Genomic DNA, 25,522 nt, shown 5'->3' on the forward strand with positions numbered 1-25,522 from the left:
ATTGCATGACGACGTCCGTCCCCTGGAACTGCCCCCCACCCAGCGGCACGTCCTGAGTCACACGCTGGGGCACGGGTCGACCACCCGGCCCCGGCTGCTCGCGGCGACGGGCCTGTCGAAGCCGAGCGTCAACGACGCCGTCAGCTCGCTCGAAGGCGCCGGATACGTACGCCGCAACGGCAGGCACGTCCCGGCGACGGGCAAGCCCGCCGTGGTGTTCGAGGCGGCCGAGGAGGTCGGCTGGGCGCTCGGCGTCGACCTGGGCAGCTCCCACATCGAGCTGATGGCCGTCGACCTCGCCGGGACGGACCGCGCGCACGTCTCCGTCACCGAACCCGGCGGTCCCGGGACCGCGCGGCGGCGGGAGCCGTCCGCCTCGGTCGTGGAACGGGCGGTCGAGCAGCTCACCGAGTGGTGCGCCCGGCCCGACCGGCTGCGGCGGCTGCGCGCGGTGACGATCGCCGTCCCGCAGATCGTCGACGCGGGCCGCCGCCAGGTCTCGGCCGCCGACGCCGACCGGGAGCGGGGAGCCGTCGCGGCCCTGCTCCGCGCGCTCGCGGACCACTACGACGGCCCGGTCCGGCTGGAGAACAACGTCAACTGCTCGGCGGTGGCCGAGATGCGGCTCGGGGTCGGCGCCGAGGTGCCGAGCCTGGCCTACCTGCAGCTCGGCGTCGGCGTCGGCGCCGGGATCATCAACGAGGGCCACCTCGTCCGGGGCGCCCACGGCGCGGCGGGTGAGCTCTCCCGGCTGCCGTTCCCCTGGGCCGACGGCGCCGAGCAGGCCTCCCGGTACGCGATGGAGGACCGTCTCGCGGCCTCCCGCCTGGTCGACGCCTACCGGTCGAGCACCCCCGGCGCCCAGGACTCCTCCGTCGGCGACGTGGTGCGGGCGATCCTGGCCGACGTCGCGACCGGCCCCGCCGAGGTGCGGGCCGTCCTCGACGAGTACGTGCGGGACGTGGCCAGGGCGTGTGTCGCGCTGGCGGCCGTCGTCGATCCCGACATCGTGGTGATCGGCGGCGAGATCGGCGACGTCCCCGAGGTCGTCGAGGCGGTCCAGGCCGCTGCCCGGCCGCTGCACGAGTTCCTGGTGGTCTCCGGCAGCGTCATCGGAGAGCTGGCCACCGTCTTCGGCGCGGTCGTCCTCAGTCTTGAGGCGGCACACGCCCGGCTTCTCGGCGAGCACGCGGTGCACGCCGCAGCCGCCGTCGACCGCCTGGGTCCGCGCTCGGACGTCTGACCTGCGGCATCACCCGCCGGGGTGCCCGCGACCCCGTGACCGTCGTCGCCGACCGTGTTCCCTCGCACCACCGACGGTTACCACCGTTGTCATGAAACGGTCAGGATTCCCCTGACCGCTGGTCGATGTGATTCGACCGCTCACCGACGCGGCGGGACCGGTGAGCGCTCCGGGAACGCCGTTCGTCCACCCCGGCACAGCATGCCTGTTCCGTACCATCGGCCCGTCCTATGGTCAGGGTGCCCTCTCGTGTTCATTTGCCCGGCAGATCGAAGTCGGCCCCACCGGCCGATCCCCCCAGCTCTGTTGTCGGTCCCAAAAGGAAACCCAACATGAAGACGAAGAAACGGCACTTCACGTTCACCGTGGGCGTGTCACTCGTCGCGGCTGCCCTGACCCTCACCTCCTCGGTCCCCACCGCTCTGGCCTCCGCCGCGCCGAGCGCTCCGGCGGGCGCGCCGACCGCCGCGGCCCCGCAGACGGCGGCCCCCGACTGTGCCCCCGACACCACCGTGCAGACCGACCAGGGTCCGGTGTGCGGCCTGGTCACCAACGGCGTCAAGTCCTGGCTCAGCGTCCCCTACGCCGCGCCGCCCGTGGGCGAACTGCGCTGGGCGCCGCCCGAGCGGCACGCCCCGTGGACGGAGACCCTGCAGGCCACCCAGCGTTCCACGCCCTGCCCGCAGCCCGCGTTCCTCACCCCCGAGACCTTCAACGAGGACTGCCTGAAGCTGAACGTCGCCGCTCCCGCCGACGCGGGCGGCACGCCGCTGGCCGTGATGGTCGAGTTCCACGGCGGCGGGTTCCGGCTCGGCTCCTCCTCCGACGGGACCTACCTGGCCGGCGCGGGCCGTGTCGTCCACGTCAGCGTGGACTACCGGCTCGGCATCCTCGGCTTCCTGGCGCACAAGGCGCTGGGCGCCCGCTCGGGCAACTGGGCGCTGCGCGACCAGCAGGAGGCGCTGCGCTGGGTCCAGCGCAACATCTCCCGGTTCGGCGGCGACCCGCGCAACGTGACCATCTACGGCGCCTCCGCCGGAGGGTCCAGCGTGTGCGCCCACACCACCTCGCCGCTGTCGCGGGGGCTGTTCCAGAAGGGCATCTCGCAGAGCGGCGAGTACAACTCGCTGCGCGGCCACGAGGCCATGTGGCAGACCCAGGACTGCAAGGCCGACCTGCCGACCGAGGCGGAGGCGCAGCAGACGGGCGACCGGTTCGCCGCCGCCGTCGGCTGCGGGGACGCCGCGGACGTGGCCGCCTGCCTGCGCGCGGTGCCCGCCAAGACCCTGCTGGAGAAGGCCGGCGACGGCCTCGGCCCCGACAAGGGCACGCTGGCCCCGATCGTGGACGGCACGGTGCTGCCCCTGTCACCCGCCGAGGCGTTCGCCACCGGCCGGATAAACCGGGTCTCCCTCATGCACGGCGTCGACCGCGACGAGACCCAGCTCCCCGGGGCCAACACCCCGGCGGACTACGAGAGGCTGGTCAGGGAGCAGTACGACACCCTCGCCCCCGAGGTGTTCAAGCGCTACCCGCTGAAGCGCTTCCCCGAGCCCGCGGCGTTCATCGCCTACCGCACCATCGTGGCCGACTCCAACTCCGTCTGCCCCGCCCTGCTGAACGACGAGCGGCTGTCCCGGCACATCCCGGTCTTCGGCTTCCAGGTGGACAACGCCGACGCCCCGCCGCTGTTCTTCCTCGACGCGACCAAGCCGAACGGGTCGTACCACATCAACGAGGTGCCGTTCCTGATCTTCCCCAGGACCGACCTGAGCGGCAACCAGCAGACCTTCGGCAGGCAGCTGGTCTCCCAGTGGACCGGGTTCGCCAAGACCGGCAACCCGACGGTGGACGGCACGCCGTACTGGTCCAGGTACACCCGCTCGCACCCGACGGTCATGTCGCTCGTGCCGGCCGGTGACAGCCAGCTGACCGAGGAGATCGCCAAGCAGCACCACTGCGGCTTCTGGCAGAAGTACGCGGCCTTCACGCGCTGAGCGGCACGCCACAGCCGGTGACCGGACGATCCGACGCACACCTTCCCGTGTACGGCCCGGCTCACCGGCTGTTCGCCCTGCCTCCGCGTGCCGGTTGACCGTCCTCCACCATCGTGCCCGCCCGTCGTAACCGGCCCAAAGGACCGCCCCGGGTCCCGTGGGCCGTACCGAAAGAGGCCGGCCCACGCGACAACCGGCCTCCCCGTTCCCGGTACGGCGCGCCCCGCCGCCGGGACCACACATGGAGAGAAGATCATGGGAACACGTTCCATCCGCAGTGGAAGAGTGCTCAGATCGACCGCGGTCGTCGCCGCGTCGTGCCTGACCCTGCTGCTGAACACGCCTCTCACGGCGAACGCCGCACCCCCCGACGACACCGCGCAGACCACCGAGGCACTCGGCGGGGGCGGGCACTCCCTCCCCGGCGACTGGGCGTCCTGGCAGAAGGACCTGAGCGGTTCGCGCTCCAACCCCTTCGAGCGCAGGCTCACCCCGGCCAACGTGGGGCAGCTCAAGCTGAAGTGGGCCTTCGCCTTCCCCAAGAACGCGGGCACACCGCACAGTCAGCCCGCCGTCGTCGGCGACACGATCTACTTCGGCGCTCCGGACGGCCACTTCTACGCCCGGGACGCGCGCACCGGCGCCGCGAAGTGGGACTTCGACCTGAGCACCGTCGGTCCCGCGAGCTTCCGCGCCGTGGTGCAGGACGGGGCCGCCGTCTCCGGGGGCAAGGTCTACTTCGGTGACGGCCGGGGCTACTTCTACGCCCTTGAGCAGCGCACCGGCAAACTGGCCTGGGCCCGGCAGATCGACACCGAGGTCTCCTCCGGCGTGACCAGCTCGCCGATCGTCTTCGGCGGACGCGTCTACGTCGGTGTCTCCAGCGGCCAGAACATCATGGGCAAGACCTTCCCCTGCTGCACCTTCCGCGGCCACATCGACGCGCTGAACGCCGAGACCGGCGAGCAGGTCTGGCGCTACTACACGGTGCCCGAGCCCAAGCAGAACGGCACCTGGCCCAACGGCGTGCCGAGGTACGAGCCGTCCGGGGCGGGTGTGTGGAGCACCCCGGCCATCGACCCGGTCACCCGCACCCTGTACGTCGGGACCGGGCAGAACTACACCGGAAGCGCCGGAAACTACGACTCGGTCCTGGCGCTGGACCTCACGACCGGCAAGGCCCGCTGGACCAGGAAGATGACCGACGTCGACACCTGGCGGATCGAGTGCTCGGCCCGTACCCCCGAGGACAAGCAGTACTGCCCGAACCTCGACCAGGGAACCGCGCTCGACTTCGACCTGGGCGCCGCGCCCAACCTGTTCACGGCCGGTGGCAGGCACCTGGTCGGCATCGGGCAGAAGGCCGGGGTCTACCACGTGCTCGACGCCAGGACCGGAAAGATCGTCTGGCAGCGTCAGCTCTCCGAGCCGATGCCCAGCGGCGGCCTGTCCGGCATCCAGTGGGGCACCAGCTTCGACGGCCGGCGCCTGTACGTCTCGACCTACATGGGCAGGCCGGGCACCCTGTTCGCGATCAACCCGGCCGACGGCCACATCATCTGGAAGACCCCCAACCCGGCGGACGGCTGCACCACCGGTGGTGCCGCGCAGTACCCGAACGTCTGCCAGCTCGGCCACGGCCCCGCGGTGACCACCACCCCGGGTCTGGTGTGGCTGGGCAGCATGGACGGCAAGATGCGGGCCTACTCCTCGCGCACCGGTGAGGTGCTGTGGACCCACGACACGATCACCGAGGTCCAGGGCGTCAACGGCCTGCCCGGACGCGGTGGCGCCGTCTCCGGAGCGGGCGGCGCGGTCGTCTCGCACGGGATGGTCTACGTCAACTCCGGTTACATGTTCACCCCGTACCCCAACCCCGACCACGGTTCGGTCCTGCTGGCCTTCGGCCTGTGACCCCGATCTCCCTCAAGGGAGTGGGCTCTCCCTGAGGGAAGGGCCGGGGGCCGCACCTCCCCCGGCCCGCCTTTCCCCAGCTCATCCTGGATGGACGGCGCACCGATCCATCCTGAAGGGCCTGTCCTTCGTCTCGCGGAGGATGGGCCTCCAGCCGTCCCAGCCGGGGTTCACATGACGGCCGAGAACCACGGCGGCCACCCTTTCCGCGCCCGCCCGTTTGAGCGCGGACGCCACAGACTGAACGCGTGCGCCTGTGGTCCAGGTGTCATCGAGCAGGAGGACACGGGCACCCCCGACGTCTCCGCCGGAAACCCGGAACCAGTCGGCGCGGAACTCCCGCACCTCCGAGGGGATGTCCGGATTCACCGACAACTCGACCCACGGCAGTCCAAGCCGGTTTCCGACAAGTGACCGCAGCGGATGATCACCCGGCCGGTTCCTGGTGCTGGGAACGACCGCCGCATGACTCCAGGTGGAGACGCGGGCGGCCTGGGCCACACAGCCGAGGTGGTCCCTGACGAAGAGCAGGAACAGACTGAGCAGGTCGGTCTGGATCTCTCCCGAGGGGAACCTCGCCTTATAGACGGCGAGGTTGTGGGCGTGCTGGGTCCGTTTCTCCGCGTAGGAGATGGGGACCACGACATCGGCGACCCCCGCCCCCGCCGATCTCAGGTGCCGTTCACAGGGGTGGCAGCGGGACCAGCCTGGGTTCACCGGTCCTCGGCACACGTAACAGACGGAGGGTGAGGGGTCGAGGGGATTGCGGAGGTAGAAGGCCTGTTGGGCGACTCGGGCGCGAACGAACTGCCATGGATCAGTTGGTTGCGACAAGGTGGGCGGTCTCCGGAAGCGCTTCGGGGCCGGTGTGCAGGTCCGAGATCACTTGCTCCACCACCGAGAGTAGCTCGCCGAGGCCGGAAACCACATGCACTCCGGGCCTCTGGGAGTATTCCCGCGCCCAGTCGTGCTCCAGAAGCCGGTCGGGCATCACGACGGGGCGGCCGTGTTCAAGAGCCAGCCGCGCCTGGATACGGGCGCCGCTCTTCCAGGGAGCCTCCACCACGACCGTGGCGGCCGCGTAACCGCTCATCACCGCGTTACGCATGGGGAAGCTCTGCTTGCTGGGCGGGGCGTCGGGCCAGAACTGGCTGAGCACCGCCCCTTCGACGGCGATCCGCCGCTGAAGCGCCTGGTTCTCATTCGGGTAGAAACGGTTGACGCCCGTTCCGATGACGGCCACGGTCCGGCCGCCCGCTTCGAGCGCCGCCGTGTGCGCGGCCGTGTCGATGCCTCTGGCGAGGCCGCTGACCACGGTCACCTTGTTCAGGGCCAGCTCCCTGGCCACCACCGACGCGATCCGAAGGCCCTGTTCGCTCGCCTGCCGGGTGCCCACCACGGCGATCGCGCGCCGGTCCTCGGCGGGAACGCCCCGGGAGAACAGCAGCGGAGGCATCTGGTGAATCCCGCGGAGCTGGCTCGGATAGTCATGGTCGAAGCAGGCGTGGACTCCGATGCCCGCGGACTCCCACCCGGCCAGCGAGGTCGCGGCCTGTGCGAGGGCGGACGTCACGGGGTCGGCCTCGGGAAACAACGTTTCCTGAAGGCGGAGCCCCCGCTCCAGCACGGTCACCGCGCTGCCGACCTCAAGCACGTCCAGCGCGATGTCCTGCCATTTGGCGCCAGGGCGCTGCAACAGCGCCACGAGCGCGGCGCGTTCACGCAGTTCCTGGAGCATGCTCCCGATGCTACCGAGCGACAAGGGCCCGCCCCAAGAACTTGCCTCACCGGAACCGTTCTGTCCCGCCCGGCCCTGCGACTCAGACAGGGCGGGGTTCGCGGGGTTCCTCGTCGTCGGCTTCGTCCACGGCGCGGAACAGGTCGGCGCGTACGTCCTGGATGTTCGGGATGTCGCGCAGCGTGACGTGTCCCTGCTCCCCCGCCGACTCGACGTTGAGCGTGCCGCAGCCGAACAGCCGTTCGAGCAGGGTCTGGTCGGCGCTGACCGTGTTGACCTTGGTCATCGGGATGTCCTCGGTCGACTTGTTCAGCACCCCTCTGCTGATGGCCAGCCGGTGCGAGGTCAGCACGTAGGTGGTGTTCTTCCACTGCAGGTACGGCACGAACGACCACACCGTCAGCAGCCCCACCGCGATCACCGCGACGGCGATGCGCGCGTAGCCGTCGTAGGCGAAGACCGGCATGAAGAAGATCCCGGCGCCGGACCCCAGAACGATGAGGACCAGCGCGAGGAACGGCGTGACGAGGCGCTTCCAATGGGGGTGGAACGTGCGGATGCGCAGTTCCCCCTCCGCCAGGTGGTGATCAGCGAGACCCATGGGGCAAATCGTGGCACGTCCCGACCCCGTTAGTCACGGGAGGTGCGGACGCACGTGCACGACGTCTCCCGCGCTCAGCGTGTGCGTGCTCCCCTGCGACTCGACGAGCAGATGTCCCGCCCCGTCGACGCCGACGGCGCGCCCGGTGAGCACCCGCTCTCCCGGCAGCTCGACCCGGACATCGCGGCCGACCGTCGCGCTGAGCCCCAGATAGGCCGCCCGCAGCCCGCACGCGTCGGCGTCGCCGTCCGCCCGCGACCACTCGTGGTAGTGGGTCTCGATCTCCCGCAGCACCGCCCTGATCAGCGGGTCGCGGTCGACGCAGGCGGCCTCCTCGATCGCCAGCGAGGTCGCGGTCTCGACGGGCAGTTCCTCCGCGCGGATACTCACGTTGAGCCCGACGCCCACGACCACCGCGCCGTCCACCCGCTCGGCGAGCACCCCGGCGAGCTTGCGCTCCCCGACCAGCAGATCGTTCGGCCACTTCAGGCGGGCCTCGACCTCGGCGATCCTGCGGACGGCCGAGGCCGCGGCCAGGCCGACGAGCAGCGGCAGCCAGCCCTGCCGCGACGGCGACGGCTCGGGGCGCAGGAGCACCGAGAAGGCCAGCCCGGACCGGGGCGGCGCGCTCCAGACGCGGCCGAGCCTGCCGCGGCCCGCGGACTGCGCCTCCGCGACGACGACGGTTCCCTGTGGGGCGCCGTCGCGCGCGGCCTGGGCGAGGTCGGCGTTCGTCGAGCCGGTCCTGCCGACGACGGTGATGTCCGACCACAGACCGCCGGGACGGACCAGGGCGCGGGTGAGCGCCGTCTGGGACAGCGGCGGGCGGTCGAGATCGGAGAAGGGCGAGTCGAGCACCCGTCCATCTTCCCTCCCCAGGCGACCATCCGTTACCGAAGCAGGGCAATGAGCAGGCAACACCGGGGCGGTGACGACGACGCACGCCTGGAGCGCCAGGATGGGAACCATGAACGAAGACTCACGTCATCCGGTGCCCGGAGGGGTCGTCCGGCGCCCCGGCCCCAGCACCAGGACCCGGGTCAGGGAGGTGGCCGGCGGGGTCGTGCGGGACAGGCGTGACGACCTGGCGACCGAGGAGCCGCTGGAGATCAGGGTCCAGTCGGACGGCGCGCGCCGTACGGTGGCGATCACCATGCGGACGCCGGGGGCCGACTTCGAGCTGGCGGCCGGGTTCCTGCACGGCGAGGGCCTGGCCTCGGCGGCGGAGATCGCCTCCATCGCCTACTGCACGGATGAGGACGTGGCGCCCGAGGCCCGCTACAACACCGTCACGGTACGGCTGCGCGGCCCGCTGCCCGACCTGCCCTCCCTCGACCGGCACTTCGTGACGTCGAGCGCCTGCGGCGTCTGCGGCAGCGCCAGCCTGGACGCGCTGCGCGACCGGTGCGCCCCGTTGCCCGCCGGTGACGTGCGGGTCTCCCCCGAGACCCTGTACGGCCTGCCGGAGAGCCTCAGACGGGCACAGGGCGTGTTCGGCAAGACCGGGGGGCTGCACGCCGCCGGGCTGTTCACCCCGGAGGGCGACCTGGTGGCGCTGCGCGAGGACGTGGGACGGCACAACGCGCTGGACAAGCTGGTCGGCTGGGCCCTGATGAAGGGCATGACGCCGCTGACCGGGCACGTCCTGATGGTGAGCGGGCGCACCAGCTACGAGATCACGCAGAAGGCGCTGAGCGCGGGCGTCCCGGTCGTCTGCGCCGTCTCCGCCCCCTCCTCCCTGGCCGTCGACCTGGCCAGGGAGTTCGGGATGACACTGGTCGGCTTCCTGCGTGAGGAGCGTTTCAACCTCTACGCGGGTGCCGAGCGGGTGACCGGGTGAGGACCCGGTCACCCGCTCGAACGGTCAGCCGGTGTTCTGCAGGCCCGCGGCCACGCCGTTGACCGACAGCAGCAGGAGCGTGGACAGCCGCTCGCGCTCCTCCTCGGTCAGGGTGTCGCCGGAGCGCAGGGCGGACAGGGCGCGCAGCTGCAGGTGCGAGAGCGCGTCCACGTACGGGTCGCGGAGCTGGACCGCGCGGGAGAGCACCCTGCGGTTCTCCAGCAGGCGGCTGTGGCCGGTCACCTCAAGGGCCAGACGGCGGGTGCGGTCGTACTCGGTGAGCACCTGCTCGACGAAGTCGTCCCGTCCGCCGAGGGCGAGGTAGCGGGCCGCGATGTCCCGGTCGGTCTTGGCCAGCGACATCTCCACGTTGTCCAGCAGCGAGGCGAACAGCGGCCACTCGCGGTAGGCGGCGCGCAGCTCGTCGATGCCCGACTTGGCGACTGCCGCCTCAAGGCCGCTGCCCAGGCCGTACCAGCCGGGCAGGTTGACCCGGGTCTGCGCCCAGGAGAAAACCCACGGGATGGCCCGCAGGTCGTCCAGGGACCTGGGCGCGCCGAGGCCGCGCCTGGCGGGGCGGGAGCCGAGGCGCAGCAGGCCGAGCTCCTCAAGCGGGCTGACCAGGGAGAACCACTCGGGGAAGCCGGAGGCCTCGGTCAGCGACCGGTAGGCCCGCTCCGAGGCGGAGGCGACCTGCTCGGCGAGGCCGCGGAAGCGTCCCGCCGCCTTGGCCGTACGGTCCTCGATGGTCGGGGTCGAGGCGAGCAGCACCGCCGAGGTGACCTGCTCCATGTGGCGGCGGGCGATGGCGGCGTGGCCGTAGCGGGCGAAGATGACCTCACCCTGCTCGGTGACCTTGAACCTGCCTCCGACGGAACCGGGCGCCTGGGCGAGCACGGCGCGGTTGGCGGGACCGCCGCCCCGGCCCAGGGCGCCGCCCCGGCCGTGGAAGAGCGTCAGCCGTACGTCGTGTTCCGCGGCCCAGGCGGTCAGCGCCTCCTGCGCCTCGTACAGCTTCAGCGTCGCGGCGGCCGGGCCGAGTTCCTTGGCGGAGTCGGAGTAGCCGAGCATGACCTCAAGCCGGCGGCCGTTGACCGCGAGCCTGTCCTGGATGCCGGGGATGTCCAGCATGCCGGACAGTACGGCGGGCGCGTTGGCCAGGTCGGCGCCCGACTCGAACAGCGGGACCACGTCGAGGCTGGGCGCCCGATCTCCCAGGGCGTGCCCGGCCAGCGTGTAGACGGCGGCGACGTCGTCCGCGGAACGGGTGAAGGAGACCACGTAGCGGGAGCAGGCGGTCGTGCCGAACCGCTCCTGGATCCAGCCGATCGTCCTGATGGTGGCCAGGACCTCGTCGGTGCGCTCCGAGGTACGGCCCTCGGCCAGCTCGGCCAGCGCCTGGGCGTGGACCTGCGAGTGCTGGCGCACCTCAAGCTCGGCCAGGTGGAAGCCGAACGTCTCCACCTGCCAGACGAGGTGCTGCAGCTCGCCGTAGGCCTGCCGGGACGCCTTGGCGGCGACCAGCGACTCCTGGGCCAGGCGCAGGTCGGCCAGCAGCTCCTCCGGAGAACGGTAGGCCAGGTCGAGGCCGCGCTTCCTGGTCGCCGCGATCCTGGCGGCGACGAACAGCAGCCACTGCCGGTGCGGTTCCTGCGGCGAACGGGTGGCCATCTCCGAGACCAGCTCGGGGTGGTCGTTCTCCGCCGCGTACAGCGCGGCCCGCAGCTCCGCGGAGGCGGGCGCGTAGGAGGAGGTCAGGGTGAGCGACCTGCCGATCCTGAGCGCGGCGTTCTCCAGCGCGATCAGCACGTGCTCCGACTGGATGAGCACGGCGTCCCTGGTCACCTTGGCGGTGACGTTGGGGTTGCCGTCGCGGTCGCCGCCGATCCAGCTCCCGTAGCGGATGAAGGCCCTGGCCAGCGGCTCACGGGTGCCGGTGCCCTCGCCGAGCGCGGCGTCCAGCGAGCGGTAGACCAGCGGCACGACCCGGAACAGCGTCTCGTCGAAGGCGGCCATGGCGGTGCGCACCTCGTCGAGCGGGTCGAGCTTGGTCGACCTGAGCTGCGCGGTCCGCCACAGCAGGTCGATCTCCTCAAGGAGCCGCCGCCGGGTCTCGGCCCGTTCGGCCGCGCCCCGGTCGGGACTGTTGTAGGCGGCGAGCCTGCCGCTGATCCGCTGGATCGCGGTGACGACCGCGCGCCTGCGGGCCTCGGTCGGGTGCGCGGTCAGCACCGGGTGCAGCCGCAGCCCCTCGACCAGCTCGGCGACGCGCTCACCGCCCAGTTCCTGTACGGCCTGCGCGATGGACTCCGGCAGCGGTTCCTCCCCCGTGTCACGGACACGGAGGGTGCGGATCCTGAAATGCTCCTCGGCGAGGTTCGCGAGGTGGAAGTAGCAGGTGAAGGCGCGGGCGATCAGCACCGCCCTGTCGACCGGCCACTGCGCGACCATCTCGGTGATCTCGTCGCCGGAGACCTTCCCGCGACGGGCGTCGATGACGGCCTTGCGAAGGCGTTCGACGTCGGCGAGCAGGTCGTCGCCTCCGTGCTCGGCGATCACCTGCCCCAGGAGCCCACCGAGCAGCCGCACATCCGCGCGGAGCTCGTCGGGCATCTCGGTGACAGCGGATGAACGTTCTGCGGTGTTCGCGATAGCGGACATAATCGTCAGCGTAGTCAGTCCGAATTCTTCACCGCAGACCGGTCCCACCTATTGGACTAGACCAATCAACCCCCTCGGGAGACGGCCCCCACGAGCTCCGGATACCTGCGGAAACCGACGCTCCCCGCCACTCTCCGTCCCGCCCACGCGACCAGCAGTCCGTACGGCACCGCCAGCACGCTGACCCAGGTGACGCCGAGCAGGACGGGCACGACGACGGGCAGCGACAGCAGGCCGCCGCCGATCATCGCGCCGAAGGAGGCCACGAAGGCGAGGCCGCCCTGTCCCGGCACCGCGCCGGTGAAGGCGTTGAGCCGCTCCGGCACCGAGTACGGCACCAGCACGCTCGTCAGGGCGCCGACCCCGAGCCCGACGCCCAGGACGCCCCAGCCGCTGAGCGCTCCGGGGATCGCCAGCATCGGGTCACCGGCCAGCAGGGAGGCGATCACGGCCACCAGGGCGAGCAGCGGCACGGCGATCGTCGCGACGGCCAGGTGCCGCCCGGCCAGGTCGGTCCGCCAGTCTCCGCCGGTGCCGTAGACCACGGCGTTCATCCACAGCGAGCGGCCGTCGATGCCGAAGGAGTTGGCCGACTGCAGGGCGATCATCACCGCGCCCAGGCAGGCCGGGCCGACCACCAGGCCGGCACCGCCCATCCCCTCTCCCCTGCTCAGGGAGAAGGCCATGATGCCGGTGACCACAAGGGAGGTGAACCAGACGACCCTGCCCCTGGGGTCGCGGCGGGCGTACTTCAGCTCCTTGGTCGCGACCGCGGCGAGCTGCCCGTCCGGCAGGAACCTGGCGAGCAGGCCCCGGGAGTTGCGCACCGAGGCGCCCTGGGTCGAGGCGTCCGGGGTGACCAGCGCCCTGCGCAGCGCGGCGATCCACAGCCGCCCGATCACCAGCACCAGTACGGCCAGCACCAGCAGTTCGGCGACGGCGACCAGGCCGCCGTCCGCGACGGCATGGGCGGCCAGGCCCGGCGGGGTCCAGCGCAGCACCGAGGCCACGGCGTGCAGCATCCGCCCCGGGTCGGCGGAGAAGCCGCCGTTGAGCACCAGGTTGGGGATCTGCCCGGCCAGGACGAACAGGACGACGGAGACGGCGAGCACGTCGCGTCCCCTGCGGGTGCGCATGACGCCGGACAGGGAGGTGGTGACCAGCCGTGAGGTGACGATGCACAGCGCGAACTGCAGCAGCACCGCGACGACCCCGAGGAGCACTCCGCCGATCCCGCTCGCGATGCCGACGACCGCGCCGGACATGACGATCAGCGCGGAGATCGGCCAGACACCGGTGATCGAGGCGGCGAACATCCCGGCCGCGAGCCTGCCGGTGGTCAGCGGCAGCAGCGCCAGGCGCGACGGGTCGAGCGTGTCGTCGAGACCGAAGACCAGCAGCGGCCCGATGGCCCAGCACACCACGAAGACGGTGAACAGCACCACCCCGACGTCGGCCGCGATCCCGGCGGGGGCGAACCGCAGCGCGGAGACCCCGACGAAGCCGAGACCGGCGACGACCACGGCGGCGAGCACGGTGAAGACGAACCCGGCGACACGCGCGCCGTTGCCGCGCAGGTTCCCGGCGATCAGCCTGAGCTTGAGCCGTACGAAGAGCATGGGGCCGACCCGCGCGGCCCGTTCGTTCACGCCGAGGTCGCGCCCAGCCATGACAGACCCTCCCCTCCGCCGTCGCCGTGTCCGTGGCCGCCCGCGCCGACCAGCCCGAGGAAGGCCTCGTTGAGGCTGCGTCCCGCGCGGACCTGGTCCAGCGGCCCCTGGGCGACGATCTGGCCCCTGCTCATCACGGAGACCCAGTCGCACAGGCGCTCGACGAGGTCCATGACGTGGCTGGAGAAGACGACGGTCGCGCCGGACTCGGTGTAGCGCCGCAGGACCTCCGTCAGTGTGTTGGCGCTGACCGGGTCGACGCCCTCGAAGGGCTCGTCGAGGAAGAGCACCCTGGGGTTGTGCAGCAGGGCGGAGGCCAGGCCGATCTTCTTGCGCATGCCGGTGGAGTAGTCGACGACGAGCTTGTCCGCCGACTCCGTCAGGTCCATGACCCGCAGCAGTTCCTCGGCCCTGCGTTCGATCTCGGCCTTGGGGATGCCCCTGAGCTGGCCGTTGTAGGACAGCAGTTCCCTGCCGGACAGGCGTTCGAACAGGCGCAGCCCCTCGGGCAGCACACCGATACGGGCCTTGACCTGGACCGGGTCGCGCCAGACGTCGAGGCCGTCGATGTGGATGGCGCCGCCGTCCGGGCGGAGCAGACCGGTGACCATGCTGAGCGTGGTCGTCTTGCCCGCGCCGTTCGGACCGACCAGTCCGGCGAAACTGCCGCGGGGCACGACGAGATCGACACCGCCGACAGCCACCTGCTGCCCGAATCTCTTGAAGAGCTGTTGTGTTCGTACCGCTTCGGCGCTGTCCATCATGACCTCTATTTTGCCAGAATTAACCTTTTGGAAGTCATACCTCCCAGCTCAGAACGGTCCGGGACCCCTCTGGGTTCCGGGATCACCGGAGGGCTACCCTGCTGGAAACGAGCGGGGAAAGCGCCCGCGCGCCCGGGAACGTCAGGCCGCACAACGGCCGCCACGCCCGGACGCGCCTGTCACGAACGCAGCGAGGAGTGAAGGACCCGATGAGCGCCGAGCCGACAGCCCCGGGGATCGACATCCACACGACCGCGGGCAAGCTCGCCGACCTGGAACGCCGCCTGGACGAGGCGGCTCACGCCGGTTCGGCGCGCGCGGTCGACAAGCAACACGCCAAAGGCAAGATGACGGCCAGGGAGCGTGTGCTCTCCTTCCTGGACGAGGGCAGCTTCGTCGAGTTCGACGAACTGGCCAGGCACCGTTCGACCAACTTCGGCCTCGACCGCGAGAGGCCGTACGGCGACGGCGTGGTGACCGGGCACGGCACGGTCGACGGCAGGCCGGTGGCGATCTTCGCCCAGGACTTCACCGTGTTCGGCGGCTCCCTCGGCGAGGTCTTCGGCGAGAAGATCGTCAAGGTCATGGACCACGCCCTGAAGACCGGCTGCCCGGTGGTCGGCATCAACGACTCCGGCGGGGCGCGCATCCAGGAGGGCGTCGTCTCCCTGGGCCTGTACGCCGAGATCTTCAAGCGGAACGTGCACGCCTCCGGCGTCGTCCCGCAGATCTCGCTGGTCATGGGCCCGTGCGCGGGCGGCGCGGTCTACTCCCCCGCGCTCACCGACTTCGTGCTGATGGTGTCGGAGAAGTCGCACATGTTCATCACCGGCCCCGACGTCATCAGGACGGTCACCGGCGAGGAGGTGACGTTCGAGGAACTCGGCGGCGCGCACACGCACAACTCCAGGTCGGGCGTGGCGCACTACGAGGCCGTCGACGAGGCCGACTGCCTGGAGTTCGCCAGGGCGCTGCTGTCCTACCTGCCCTCGAACAACCTGGACGAGGCCCCGGTGCTGGACGCGGAGCCGGTCCTGGAGACCACCGACGAGGACAGGGAGCTGGACACGCTGATCCCCGACTCGGCGAACCAGCCGTACGACATGCACACCGTCGTCGAGCACGTGCTCGACGACGGCGAGTTCCTTGAGGTGCACGCGCTGTTCGCGCCGAACATCCTGGTGGGTTTCGGCCGGGTCGAGGGACGTTCGGTGGGGATCGTCGCCAACCAGCCGATGAGTTTCGCCGGGACGCTGGACATCGCGGCCTCCGAGAAAGCCGCCAGATTTGTCCGTACTTGTGATGCCTTTAACATTCCCGTTCTTACTTTTGTGGACGTACCGGGATTCCTTCCGGGAACTGATCAAGAATGGAACGGGATCATCCGCCGCGGGGCCAAACTGTTGTACGCCTACGCCGAGGCGACCGTCCCACTGGTCACCGTGATCACCCGCAAGGCGTACGGCGGCGCCTACGACGTCATGGGCTCCAAGCACCTGGGCGCGGACGTCAACCTGGCCTGGCCGACCGCGCAGATCGCGGTGATGGGCGCCCAGGGCGCGGTCAACATCCTCTACCGGCGTGAGCTGGCCTCGGCCGCCGATCCCGACGCCGAGCGGGCCAGATTCGTCACCGAGTACGAAGACACCCTCGCCAACCCGTATCTCGCGGCCGAACGAGGGTATGTGGACGCCGTGATCCGCCCGTCCGACACCCGAGTCCAGGTCGTCAGGGCCCTGCGCGCCCTGCGCAACAAGCGAACGGTCCTGCCCCCCAAGAAGCATGGGAACATCCCGCTATGACACACCTGAAGATCGTTCATGGAGAAGCGACACAGGAGGAGGTCGTCGCGCTGGTGGTCGCCCTCGCCGCACGGACGGCCCCGGCGGCGAAAGCAGTACCAAAGCGCGAAAATTGGCGTAATCCCTCACACCGCATGCGAAAGTATCTGCCCACCGGACATGGTGCTTGGAGATCAAGCGGACTGCCTCGTTAGATCCATGGAACGGGGTGTCAAGTTGCACGAGACTTGGGACTATCTAAGAAATGGGCGCATATAGTCAGCCCGATCAGTGAGTTCCGAGGCCTGGAGGACGAGATGACCATCCTGGACCTCACAACGCATCCCGTCGCCGCCAAGTACGCCGTCCTCGTGGACGTCGGCTATCTCTACGCGGCGGCGGGAGAGGTCCTCCTGGGCGCCAAGGAGCGCAAGGAGTACCGCGTCGCCGCCGACGAACTCATCCAGGCGCTGCAGAAGCACGCCGAGGCGCGCATCCACGGCGAGCTGCTGCGGATCTACTGGTACGACGCCGCCAGAGACCGGGTGCCGACCGTCGACCAGCGCGTCATCGCCCAGCTTCCCTGGGTCAAGGTCCGGCTCGGCAACCTCAACGCCCGCGGCCAGCAGAAAGGCGTGGACGCCCAGATCAGGAGCGACCTGGAGGCCCTGGCCAGGCACCACGCGGTGAGCGACACCATCCTGCTGGCCGGGGACGAGGATATGGTCCCCGCCGTCGAGGCGGCCCAGGCCTACGGCGTGCGCATCCACCTGTGGGGCGTCGAGCCGCCCTACGGCACCAACCAGGCCGAGCGCCTGGTCTGGGAGTCCGACACCGTCGAGATCATCAGCGCCGACTTCCTGCGCTCCTTCTTCAGCCGCGCCCCCGCGCCCGTCCCCGTCCCGGTGCCGCCGGTGACGCCCTCCCCGGCCCAGGTCTTCGCCGGCCGTACCGCCGCCAAGCCGAAGGCCCCCGCCGGTCAGCCCGCCAAGCTCGGGCCGAGCCGCCCCCGGGTCGAGGACGTCGGCGAGCACGTGGCCCAGAAGTGGATCCTCACCCGGGGCCGCGACAACATCCGCGACCTGCTGCCCGGCCCGATCCTGCCCACGGTCATCGACACCGAGCTGCTCATCGAGGCCGAGAAGGAGCTGGGCCACTCCCTGCGCCCCTACCCCGAGGCCAGGGTCTGGCTGCGCGACGGCTTCTGGGCCAGGGTCTACCGCGAGTTCGAGATCGGGGTCGGCATCTCCTCGAAGTGATCTCCCCGCGGTGATCCACGGTCACGTCCGAATCCCGCCGGTCACACCCTCTACGCTGCTCATATCGTTGAGGACATGTCCGTCGCAGAGCTTGACTTCGACTCCTGTTACCGCGCGGTGACCGCCAGGGACGCCCGGTTCGACGGGCGGTTCTACACAGCTGTCACCTCCACCCGCATCTACTGCAGGCCCATCTGCCCCGCCCGCACACCCGCCTCGCGCAACGTGCGCTTCTACCGCCACGCCGCCTCCGCCGAGGCGGCCGGGTTCCGGCCGTGCAAACGCTGCCGCCCCGAGCTCAGCCCCGGAGACCCCGGCTGGGACCACCGGGGCGACCTGATCGGCAGGGCACTGCGGCTGATCGACGAGGGCGTGGCCGACGACGGCGGGGTCGCCAGGCTGGCCGGTCGCCTGCACATCACCGAACGGCACCTGCACCGCCTGTTCACCACCGAGATCGGCGTCGGTCCACTGGCCGTCGCCAGGACGAAACGCCTGCTGCTGGCCAAACAGCTGCTCACCGAGACCGGCCTGCCGATCACCGACGTGGCCTTCGCCTCCGGCTTCGGCAGCGTGCGCCAGTTCAACGCCACCATGAAGGAGACGTACGGCTTCACGCCCGGCGAGCTGCGGGCGACCGCGAGCAGGGACGGGGGCAGGAACGGGGGCAGGGCCGTGGCCGACACCTCGCTGACGCTGCGGCTGCACCGGCGCGAGCCGTACGACTCGCGGGCGCTGCTGCGGTTCCTGCGGGCCAGGGCGATCCCCGGCCTGGAGACCGTCGACGAGACCTCCTACAGCAGGGTGGTCCCCGGCGGTGCCGTCACCCTCACCCCGTTGCCCGGCCACGTGCGGCTCGACGTCGAACTCGACGACACCCGGGGGCTTGCCCGCGTCGTGGCCCGCTGCCGCCGTCTGCTCGACCTCGACGCCGATCCGCAGGCCATCGCCGACGCGCTCGGGGGGACCTCCCTGGGCCCGCTGGTCACCGCCAACCCGGGCCTGCGGGTGCCCGGCGCGTGGGACGGCTTCGAGGTCGCCGTGCGCGCCGTGGTCGGCCAGCAGATCTCCGTCGCGGGCGCCCGTACCCTGCTGGGCAGGATCGTCGCCCGCGCGGGCCACGGGGGCGTGCTGTTCCCGGCCCCCGGCGAGCTGCTCGAAGCCGACCTCGAAGGGCTCGGGCTGACCGGGCGGCGGGTCGCCACGCTCAGGGCGCTCGCCGCGTGCGTCGCCGAGGGCGAGATCGACCTGGACGGCGCGCAGGAACCCGCCCAGGTCGTCTCCCGGCTGCTGCCGCTGCCCGGCATCGGGCCGTGGACGGCGAGCTACGTGGCGCTGCGGGCGCTGCGCGACCCGGACGCCTGGCCCGACGGTGACCTGGTGCTGCGCAGGACCATGGCCCGCCTGGACATCCCCGAAGATCACATCGAGCGGTGGCGGCCCTGGCGGGCCTACGCCGCGCTACACCTCTGGAGCGCCGCATGACCGTCGAGGCACAGGTCCTCCCCACCCCCATCGGCCCGCTGGCGCTGCTCGCGCGCGAGGGCGTCGTCGTGGCGGCCGGTTTCACCGCCGACCCCCAGGAGATGTTCGTACGGCTCCCGCCCGCCCTCAGGGCCCTCGACCTGGTCGTCACCGACGACCTGGGCCTGCCCGCGCGGGCCGTACGGGACTATCTGGACGGCGACCTCAAGGCCCTCGACAGCGTCGAGGTGACGCAGCCCGGCACCCCGAAACGGCAGCGGCTGCTCGACGCCCTGCGGCAGGTCCCGCCCGGCGTCACGGTCAGCTACGCCGAGCTGGCCGAACGGGCGGGGCTGCCCAGGACTGCGGCCAGGGCCGCGGGGGGCGCCTGCGCGCAGAACCTGATCGCCCCGTTCGTGCCGTGCCACCGCGTCCTGCCCTCGACCGGCGGCTTCGGCGGTTACTACTACGGCGTCCCGGTCAAGCGGTGGCTGCTCACCCATGAGGGCGCCCTCCTGCCCTGACCGGCCGGCCTCATTCGTCTCCCTTGACGACGCTCTGCACCTCGCCGACGGCCACGTCCCGGTCCGCGCTCACCTGGACCGGGGCGTAGTCGAAGTCGACCCCCGGCGCCGTGACGGGCCACACCGCGGTCACGGTCATCGTGTAGACCCCGCGCGGCTGGTCGGCCGAGGCCCGCCGGTAGGTCACCCCGCAGCTGAACCTGTCCTTCTCCCCCTTGCTGTACGGCTTGCCGCCCCCCGCACAGTTCTGCTTGACGTCGGCGCGATCGCCCGTGGTGCCCGACTTGATCTGCAGGCTCCCGAGGGTGGCCGTGACCGTGGCGCTCATGACGCCGGGCAGCGTCGCGGTCACCGAGCGCGTCTTGGCGCCGGTGTCACCGAGCCAGACCCAGGTGTCCAGGTTGACGTAGCTCTTGACGTTCGGATTGACCTCGATCTTCGGCTTGGGCACGGTCAGCGCGGCCCTGGCGATGTCGGCCAGCTCCCTGACGGTGATCCCGGCGGGCGGGGTGGTGTTCGGCGGGACGAACACGTACGGTTCGAGCCCCGCCAGGCAGGACAGCGCGTTCGGGTCGGCCGCGTTGTAGGCGCGCGTCCACCAGTTCCCCTCCTTGCCGACCTTGTCCTTGAACTGCTTGAGGTCGTCCAGGTGCCTGCGCCACTCCGTCTCGGGGATCCACTCGGGCTTGCTCCCCTCCTGCTTCTTCAGCATGTCCTCGGCGTTTCCGCCAGGTTCGTACCAGCAGGGGCGCTTGACCCGGTAGCCGTCGCTCTTGCCGCCCGTCCCGTTCCCGGACACGACGATCCGTGAGTCCTTCAGGACGACGCCGACCTTCTCGTTGCCCTCGCCCCCCTGGAAGCCCGTGGCCTCGGGACCGCCGCCCCCTCCGGGAGGGGCCGCGAAGGCGACGGAGGGACTCGTGACGGCGAGCAGGGCCAGCCCCGCGACAGCCGTTCTCCCGATCATCGCAAACATCCCTTCACCCGTTCGCTGGGAAGTTCCGTGTGCCGTAGCAGCGCGACCCGCCACACCCCGTCGTCGCCGAGCCGCATCCCGGCCGCCTGAAGGAAGGGCTCACGGGTCCACGCGGGCTGGCGGGCGAGCGGCCTCCCGGTCGCCGTGTCGAGCAGACGCATGCCGGACTCGTCCATGCACGCCTCCATCTGCGCCCCTCTGCCGTCCACGGGGCCGACGGTCAGCGCGTAGACGCGGGCGGTGCCTCGTACCGAACGGTGCTGGTCGAGGAACTCCCCCACCCACGTGCTCAGCTCGCCGGCCGCGTCACCGGTGACGGCGTCGAGATAGCCGATGTCCCTGCCGCCGGTGACGACGGCCCTGAACGACCCGGCCAGGTGGTCGCGGAAGGCGGCGACCATCCCGGCGGTGTCCCGGTCGGGGGCGGCGGGCCACTCGACGACCAGCCGTACGCCGGGGGCGACCTCGACCGTCTCCGTCCGTGCCGTGGGGGTCGCGACGGGCGCCCTTGAGAGGTCCGGCGTCGCGCTCGCCCCACCGGCGTCGCCCTGCGGGACGAACCTGTCCGGCTCCGCCGTACAGCCCGCGAGCAGGACTCCTGCCACCGCGACCCCGGCCGCCAGGGCCCTCCCCGCCCTCATGCGGACGGCGCCGAGCGCATCCGCCACGAGGGCAGCAGCTCGTCGATCAGGGCCTCGGTCTCCGGGGCCATCCCGCTCCCGCCCGGCTGGGCGGCGGCCCTCCTGCTCAGGGCCTCGACCACGGTCCGCAGCCGCGCCTGGTCTCCGGTGAGGTGGGTGGCCCGCAGCAGGTCACGCCAGAGCCCCTCGTCGTCGGCGGCGAGCAGCAGGCCCGCCCGCACCGCGGCGACGGCCCGTCCCCCGTCGCCCTCCTCGATCCGGATGTCGCAGAGCCGGTGCGCGGCGTCCGCGACGGCCGCCGTCACGTCGTACTCCAGGTCGTCGTCGGCCAGCCAGGCGTACCGGCCGCGCGGGCGGCCGTTGAGCAGCGGCCCGCGCACCAGGTTCAGCGCCCGTTCGAGCAGTACGGCGCGCACCCCGGAGTCGGTGTGGGAGCGGCGGACCAGATCGCGGAAGACCATCCAGTCGGTCCGCACCTCGGGGCCGAGGCGGAACCTGCCCGCCTCGTCGGCGTAGAGGTTGGGGCGCCCCGCGCCGTCGGTGCCCAGCCAGTCGACGACCCTGGCGATGGTCGCGTCCCTGACCGCCGCCTGCACGCCGCGTGGCCACAGGACGCCGCCGAGCACGACCGGGTGGACGCCGCCCGGGTGGGTCGCGAGGTAGACGACGAGTTCCACCGCGAGCGTGGCCCGTCCCTCCTCCATCGGTGAGGGGCCCGCGATCTCCACGGGGCCGAGGACCCGCACCTCGACCGAGGCGTTCGCCGGGACGGGCTCCGGCCGGTCGCTCATCGGCTCGCCGTCGAGCCGTCCCGCGGTCTCGAACAGGTCGATCAGGGCACGGTAGTGGCGGCGGGGCAGCAACTGGGCGTCCACCTCGAAGCCGAGCGCGTCCACCTTCGCCCTGCCGTCCTCGGTGACCTCCCAGTTCCAGGTGGCGTGCGGGACCTTCCCCGCCACGACGTACCCGGCCGCGGTCCTGACGCCCTTCCTGGCGAGCACGGCCAGCCGGTGCCCCTCCTCCTCGTTCGGCACGAGCGCGGAGAGCACGTAGTGCGGCGGCCAGATCGGCTCTGCGGCCCGCCCCTGGATCCTGCCGGTCAGCACGTCCCCGCCCTGGCCGCGTTCCGCGGCCCTGGCCTCAAGCTCGGGCAGCAGTTCGGCGAGGGTCGCGACGTGCCTGACCCGGTCGGGGGCGATCACGGTCAGCTCCTCGCCGAACCCGACGAGCGTGACGGTCATCAGATCCGACCAGCGGTTGGTCGCCAGTTCGACGGCGAGGGCGGCCAGGGCCTCGGTGCTGCGCGGGCCGTCGAGGCTGATCAGGCCGTGCGCCGCCTCCAGGTCGACGAGCACGCGCCCCTCGCCGTTCGACCCGAGCGAGACCAGCCCGGGGTACGGCGCGGGCGCCTCGGACAGCGCCCGTTCGTCGAGCATCCTGCCCTCGTGGGCGGGCAGCTTCCACACCTGGCCGCCGTCGTGGGCGCTCCAGGGCGCGGGCGCCTCGGCCACGGGCGGGTGGATCCACAGGTCGAGGCTCTGCGCCGACAGGTGGGCGGCGTAGATGGTGGGCGGGATGCGCTTCTGCGCGGCCAGGGAGCGGCCGAGCAGCCGCAGCCCGATGTCCAGCATCCGGCTGCCCGGGGCGTCGGCGCCCAGTCTGAGCGCCACCTCCGCCTTGGCCGCGTCGTCCTTCGGCCTGGCGATCCTGCGCCCGAACGCCCTGTGCCACAGCTGCTGTCTGCGCCTGCGGCCCAGGGCCGCCAGCAGCCCGGCCGCCGCGAGCGAGGCCCCGGCCAGGTAGTCGAGCAGCTCCAGCCCCTGCTGCTGCCCCTGGTCGCGGCCCTGGTCCTGGCTCTGCTCCTGTCCCTGGTCCTTGGTCCTGTACGGCTCCCGCCTGCCGCTGTCGGCGCTCTCCTCACGGGAGTCGGCGGGTCTGCGGGCCTCGCCCCTGTTCTCCCCGCCGCCCGCCTCCTGCCGGGCCTCGCCCGGCAGGTCGGAGCCTCCCTTGGCCGAGATGTCCTGGGTGTGGCCGTCGAGTTCCGCGGGCTTGCCCGGGTGGTCCTCAAGGGTCTCCCCGCGCGGCTGGGAGGCCGGGACGATGTGCACGTTCCTGGCGTCGTCCGGCATGTCGAGCACCCAGCCCGGCCTGATGAGGTCGGCCATGTGCAGGCGGCTGCCGTCGGGCTGCTCCTTGTGCTGGTTGAGCCGGTAGATCTCCGGATAGCGCCGCCCGTCCCCGAGGCACTTCTCCGCGATCTCCCACAGGCTCTCGTGGTGGCGCCCGTGCGGCGGCTGCACCACGTAGACCTTCCTGGCCTTCTCGACGTGCACCAGCGGCGCCCGTTCCTCGGGCTCCGGGGTGGTGACCGAGGCCGCCGCGGTCGCGGGGGCGGCGGGCGTCGCCGTGGGCCTGACGATCGGCACGACGACCGCGGAGACGGTGAACAGCAGCAGGACCGCGGAAACCAGCCGGTTGGCCAGCATCTGGGTGCCGCCGGAGAAGGGCACCCTGGCGGGCATGCCGACCCGGCGCAGCCCCGCGTAGATCTCGACGATCACGCAGACGGTCAGCTGCAGCCAGGCCAGCCAGACCAGCAGCACGAGGATGGCCACGATCATGCTCGTACCGACCTGGCTGGTCAGCAGGTTCAGGTGGAGCAGTTCGGGCGACAACGGCGGCCCGGCCAGCCTCAGCAGCGCGTAGGGAACCCCGCCGACCAGTGCGACCAGCACGACCAGCGCGCCGAGACCGGCGGCCAGGTCGCCCGCCGTACGTCTCGGTCGTATGCGCGTTGGCTGTCGCGTGGGCATGCGTCTCCCTTCGTGTCCAGGTTCTTCGTCCTCAGCCGGCTCCGCCAGCCGTTCGCCTCAATCGGTACGGCCCGCGCCCGTCACCCGTCGTCCCCCATGTCGGGCCCCGCGGTTGCCGAGGCCTCCATGTCGGAGCCGGGGAAGCCGAGCGCGGCCAGGAAGAACGACGTCCAGGCCGCGGAGACCCGGACCGTGACCTCGCCCTGCCCGCCGCCGAGGGAGCACTCGCCGAGGCGGACGTCGGAGCCCGCGTAGCCGGAGACGATCTTCTTCGCCTCCGCGCAGACCTCGTCCTCGCCCAGCAGCCGGGCCTGACCGGTCTCCCTGAGGTACTCGACGTCGATCTTGTCGGCGGCGGCCCTGGCCGCCTGCTCGGCGATGTCCGCGGCCCGCAGCCTGGCGTTGATGGCGCCCCCGCCGTCCACGAGGAGCCCGGCCAGCATGAAGACCATCACCGAGAAGATCACCGTGAAGACCGACATCGACCCCCGGTCTCCGGGTCGGCGGGCAGAGGTCATTTCTCCACCCTCCGGAGCTGCTCAAGCGGGGCCACCGCGTCCCCCCGCATGTCCTTGGCCGCGCCGAAGCCGAGGAAGTCCAGGTCGAGTGAGCAGGTCACCGTCACCTTGACCTGGCCGCCCGCCTTCCAGTCCGTGCCGGCGAGGCTGACGTCCGGTTCGCACTGCCCGGACAGGGACCCCTTGGCGGCCTCGTCCGCGGCGCTCTCCGCGTCGGAGCGGGTGCGTTCGACGGAGGCCGCCCGCGCGGCGTCCCTGGCGGCTCCGTTCACCTCGCCCTGGGCCTCGACGATCCGTCCGGCGCCCACCAGGAACAGCAGGAACAGCAGGAAGACCGGTGCGAGGAGCACGGCCTCCGCCGACAGCGACCCCCGCTCGGGGTCCCCGCCCGCTCTCCTGGTCACTCCTGACACCCCTCACCGCCGTCGTCGGGCCGGAAGCACTCGACGGGGCCGCCGAAGCGCGAGGTGATGGTGAGGCTCGTCGAGGGCAGCAGCGGGACGACCTGGACCGCGGTCGCGGTGATCTCGACCCCCCGCTGGTCGCCCTCCTCCCAGGTCGTCACCTTCGCGCCGTTGAGAAGCTTGGGGCCGATGGCCTTGAGCACCTCCTCGGCCTTGGAGGTCGCGTCATCCTGCCAGGAGTCGGAGTCGATCCTGGCCAGCCGTGACCCCTCCCGCGCCGCGGCGTCGGCCACCTGGCGGCCGTGGAACCACAGGGCGAACTGCACGACGAGCAGCACGACGGCCAGCACGACCGGCATGATCATCGCGAGTTCGACGACGGAGGCGCCGCGCTCGCCGTCCCGTCCGCGCACGCGCCGGGAGCGGCGCGCGGGCGCCTCAGCCGTTGCCGCCAACCGGGCCACCTCCGCCGTCGGTGCCGCCGCCCCCGCCACCGCCACCGCTTCCGCCGCCGAACTGGTCGGAGATCTCCCCCTGCCTGCCCTCGACGAGGGTCCTGATGAGGGTGGCCAGGCCGAGGGCGACCCCGGCGATGATGGCGGTGATGATGACCCACTCGACCGCTGAGGCGCCCCTGCTCGGAGCGTTGCGCGCCCGGTCGATCCGCACACTCAGGAAGGTCGTCGCGTAGACGATCCACGGATGGTTCAGCAT

General features: G+C 71.5%; 23 protein-coding genes. 9 read left to right on the forward strand and 14 right to left on the reverse strand.

Annotation, left to right across the window (positions count from 1 at the left end):
- Nucleotide 1: 1 nt before the first annotated feature.
- From ABT340_RS08290 to ABT340_RS08300, 3 genes are all read left to right on the forward strand, one after another.
- Nucleotides 2–1,243, forward strand: a complete 1,242-nt coding sequence (locus ABT340_RS08290; RefSeq protein WP_352009988.1) for an ROK family transcriptional regulator — start codon at nucleotides 2–4, stop codon at nucleotides 1,241–1,243.
- 332 nt (nucleotides 1,244–1,575) lie between these two features.
- A complete protein-coding gene (locus tag ABT340_RS08295) occupies nucleotides 1,576–3,240 on the forward strand; it encodes a carboxylesterase/lipase family protein (RefSeq protein ID WP_352009989.1) in 1,665 nt (554 codons plus the stop codon).
- 255 nt (nucleotides 3,241–3,495) lie between these two features.
- Nucleotides 3,496–5,154 (forward strand): outer membrane protein assembly factor BamB family protein, encoded by a 1,659-nt coding sequence (locus ABT340_RS08300; protein WP_352009990.1) that lies wholly within the window; start codon nucleotides 3,496–3,498, stop codon nucleotides 5,152–5,154.
- Between the two features lie 81 nt (nucleotides 5,155–5,235).
- Here ABT340_RS08300 and ABT340_RS08305 read toward each other — a convergent pair whose 3' ends face one another.
- The 4 genes from ABT340_RS08305 to ABT340_RS08320 form a co-directional block, all read right to left on the reverse strand.
- Nucleotides 5,236–5,871: a phosphoribosyltransferase gene (locus tag ABT340_RS08305; protein WP_352009991.1), complete on the reverse strand. Its 636-nt coding sequence runs from the start codon at nucleotides 5,869–5,871 to the stop codon at nucleotides 5,236–5,238.
- A 100-nt stretch (nucleotides 5,872–5,971) separates the two neighbouring features.
- Complete coding sequence (locus ABT340_RS08310) at nucleotides 5,972–6,892, reverse strand: DNA-processing protein DprA (RefSeq protein WP_352009992.1); 921 nt, start codon at nucleotides 6,890–6,892, stop codon at nucleotides 5,972–5,974.
- Between the two features lie 82 nt (nucleotides 6,893–6,974).
- Nucleotides 6,975–7,493 (reverse strand): PH domain-containing protein, encoded by a 519-nt coding sequence (locus ABT340_RS08315; protein ID WP_352009993.1) that lies wholly within the window; start codon nucleotides 7,491–7,493, stop codon nucleotides 6,975–6,977.
- A 33-nt stretch (nucleotides 7,494–7,526) separates the two neighbouring features.
- On the reverse strand, nucleotides 7,527–8,351 hold the full coding sequence (locus ABT340_RS08320) for a biotin--[acetyl-CoA-carboxylase] ligase (RefSeq protein ID WP_352009994.1): 825 nt from the start codon (nucleotides 8,349–8,351) through the stop codon (nucleotides 7,527–7,529).
- A gap of 109 nt (nucleotides 8,352–8,460) precedes the next feature.
- Between ABT340_RS08320 and fdhD the strand changes: the two genes are divergently transcribed.
- The gene (gene fdhD / locus ABT340_RS08325) at nucleotides 8,461–9,333 is read left to right on the forward strand and encodes a formate dehydrogenase accessory sulfurtransferase FdhD (RefSeq protein ID WP_352009995.1); all 873 of its coding nucleotides are present in this window, start codon (nucleotides 8,461–8,463) and stop codon (nucleotides 9,331–9,333) included.
- Nucleotides 9,334–9,357: 24 nt separating this feature from the next.
- Here fdhD and ABT340_RS08330 read toward each other — a convergent pair whose 3' ends face one another.
- The 3 genes from ABT340_RS08330 to ABT340_RS08340 form a co-directional block, all read right to left on the reverse strand.
- A complete protein-coding gene (locus ABT340_RS08330; RefSeq protein WP_352009996.1) occupies nucleotides 9,358–11,994 on the reverse strand; it encodes a phosphoenolpyruvate carboxylase in 2,637 nt (878 codons plus the stop codon).
- Nucleotides 11,995–12,059: 65 nt separating this feature from the next.
- Nucleotides 12,060–13,664, reverse strand: a complete 1,605-nt coding sequence (locus ABT340_RS08335; RefSeq protein ID WP_352009997.1) for a hypothetical protein — start codon at nucleotides 13,662–13,664, stop codon at nucleotides 12,060–12,062.
- Complete coding sequence (locus ABT340_RS08340; RefSeq protein ID WP_352009998.1) at nucleotides 13,640–14,428, reverse strand: ABC transporter ATP-binding protein; 789 nt, start codon at nucleotides 14,426–14,428, stop codon at nucleotides 13,640–13,642. Before ABT340_RS08340 ends, ABT340_RS08335 begins: the two co-directional genes overlap by 25 nt.
- Nucleotides 14,429–14,637: 209 nt before the next feature.
- Between ABT340_RS08340 and ABT340_RS08345 the strand changes: the two genes are divergently transcribed.
- From ABT340_RS08345 to ABT340_RS08365, 5 genes are all read left to right on the forward strand, one after another.
- Nucleotides 14,638–16,230: an acyl-CoA carboxylase subunit beta gene (locus ABT340_RS08345; protein WP_352009999.1), complete on the forward strand. Its 1,593-nt coding sequence runs from the start codon at nucleotides 14,638–14,640 to the stop codon at nucleotides 16,228–16,230.
- Nucleotides 16,227–16,424, forward strand: a complete 198-nt coding sequence (locus ABT340_RS08350) for an acyl-CoA carboxylase epsilon subunit (protein ID WP_352010000.1) — start codon at nucleotides 16,227–16,229, stop codon at nucleotides 16,422–16,424. The genes ABT340_RS08345 and ABT340_RS08350 overlap by 4 nt, the downstream gene beginning before the upstream one ends.
- Before the next feature lie 102 nt (nucleotides 16,425–16,526).
- Nucleotides 16,527–17,468 (forward strand): NYN domain-containing protein, encoded by a 942-nt coding sequence (locus ABT340_RS08355; protein WP_352010001.1) that lies wholly within the window; start codon nucleotides 16,527–16,529, stop codon nucleotides 17,466–17,468.
- 75 nt (nucleotides 17,469–17,543) lie between these two features.
- Complete coding sequence (locus ABT340_RS08360) at nucleotides 17,544–18,953, forward strand: AlkA N-terminal domain-containing protein (protein ID WP_352010002.1); 1,410 nt, start codon at nucleotides 17,544–17,546, stop codon at nucleotides 18,951–18,953.
- Complete coding sequence (locus tag ABT340_RS08365) at nucleotides 18,950–19,456, forward strand: methylated-DNA--[protein]-cysteine S-methyltransferase (RefSeq protein WP_352010003.1); 507 nt, start codon at nucleotides 18,950–18,952, stop codon at nucleotides 19,454–19,456. Before ABT340_RS08360 ends, ABT340_RS08365 begins: the two co-directional genes overlap by 4 nt.
- A 10-nt stretch (nucleotides 19,457–19,466) precedes the next feature.
- Here the strand turns inward: ABT340_RS08365 and ABT340_RS08370 are convergent, their stop codons facing one another.
- The 7 genes from ABT340_RS08370 to ABT340_RS08400 form a co-directional block, all read right to left on the reverse strand.
- Nucleotides 19,467–20,423 carry a hypothetical protein gene (locus tag ABT340_RS08370; RefSeq protein ID WP_352010004.1) on the reverse strand — a complete coding sequence of 319 codons (957 nt, stop codon included), beginning with the start codon at nucleotides 20,421–20,423 and terminating at the stop codon, nucleotides 19,467–19,469.
- Complete coding sequence (locus ABT340_RS08375) at nucleotides 20,420–21,100, reverse strand: hypothetical protein (RefSeq protein WP_352010005.1); 681 nt, start codon at nucleotides 21,098–21,100, stop codon at nucleotides 20,420–20,422. The genes ABT340_RS08370 and ABT340_RS08375 overlap by 4 nt, the downstream gene beginning before the upstream one ends.
- A complete protein-coding gene (locus tag ABT340_RS08380; protein ID WP_352010006.1) occupies nucleotides 21,070–23,886 on the reverse strand; it encodes a hypothetical protein in 2,817 nt (938 codons plus the stop codon). Before ABT340_RS08380 ends, ABT340_RS08375 begins: the two co-directional genes overlap by 31 nt.
- 80 nt (nucleotides 23,887–23,966) lie before the next feature.
- Nucleotides 23,967–24,368 carry a pilus assembly protein TadG-related protein gene (locus tag ABT340_RS08385; RefSeq protein WP_352010007.1) on the reverse strand — a complete coding sequence of 134 codons (402 nt, stop codon included), beginning with the start codon at nucleotides 24,366–24,368 and terminating at the stop codon, nucleotides 23,967–23,969.
- Nucleotides 24,369–24,400: 32 nt separating this feature from the next.
- Nucleotides 24,401–24,808: a TadE/TadG family type IV pilus assembly protein gene (locus ABT340_RS08390; RefSeq protein WP_352010008.1), complete on the reverse strand. Its 408-nt coding sequence runs from the start codon at nucleotides 24,806–24,808 to the stop codon at nucleotides 24,401–24,403.
- Nucleotides 24,805–25,272: a TadE/TadG family type IV pilus assembly protein gene (locus ABT340_RS08395; protein ID WP_502992447.1), complete on the reverse strand. Its 468-nt coding sequence runs from the start codon at nucleotides 25,270–25,272 to the stop codon at nucleotides 24,805–24,807. Before ABT340_RS08395 ends, ABT340_RS08390 begins: the two co-directional genes overlap by 4 nt.
- Complete coding sequence (locus ABT340_RS08400; protein ID WP_352010010.1) at nucleotides 25,247–25,522, reverse strand: hypothetical protein; 276 nt, start codon at nucleotides 25,520–25,522, stop codon at nucleotides 25,247–25,249. Before ABT340_RS08400 ends, ABT340_RS08395 begins: the two co-directional genes overlap by 26 nt.

The organism is Streptosporangium sp. NPDC000239, assembly GCF_040300765.1.
Taxonomy (GTDB): Bacteria; Actinomycetota; Actinomycetes; order Streptosporangiales; family Streptosporangiaceae; genus Streptosporangium.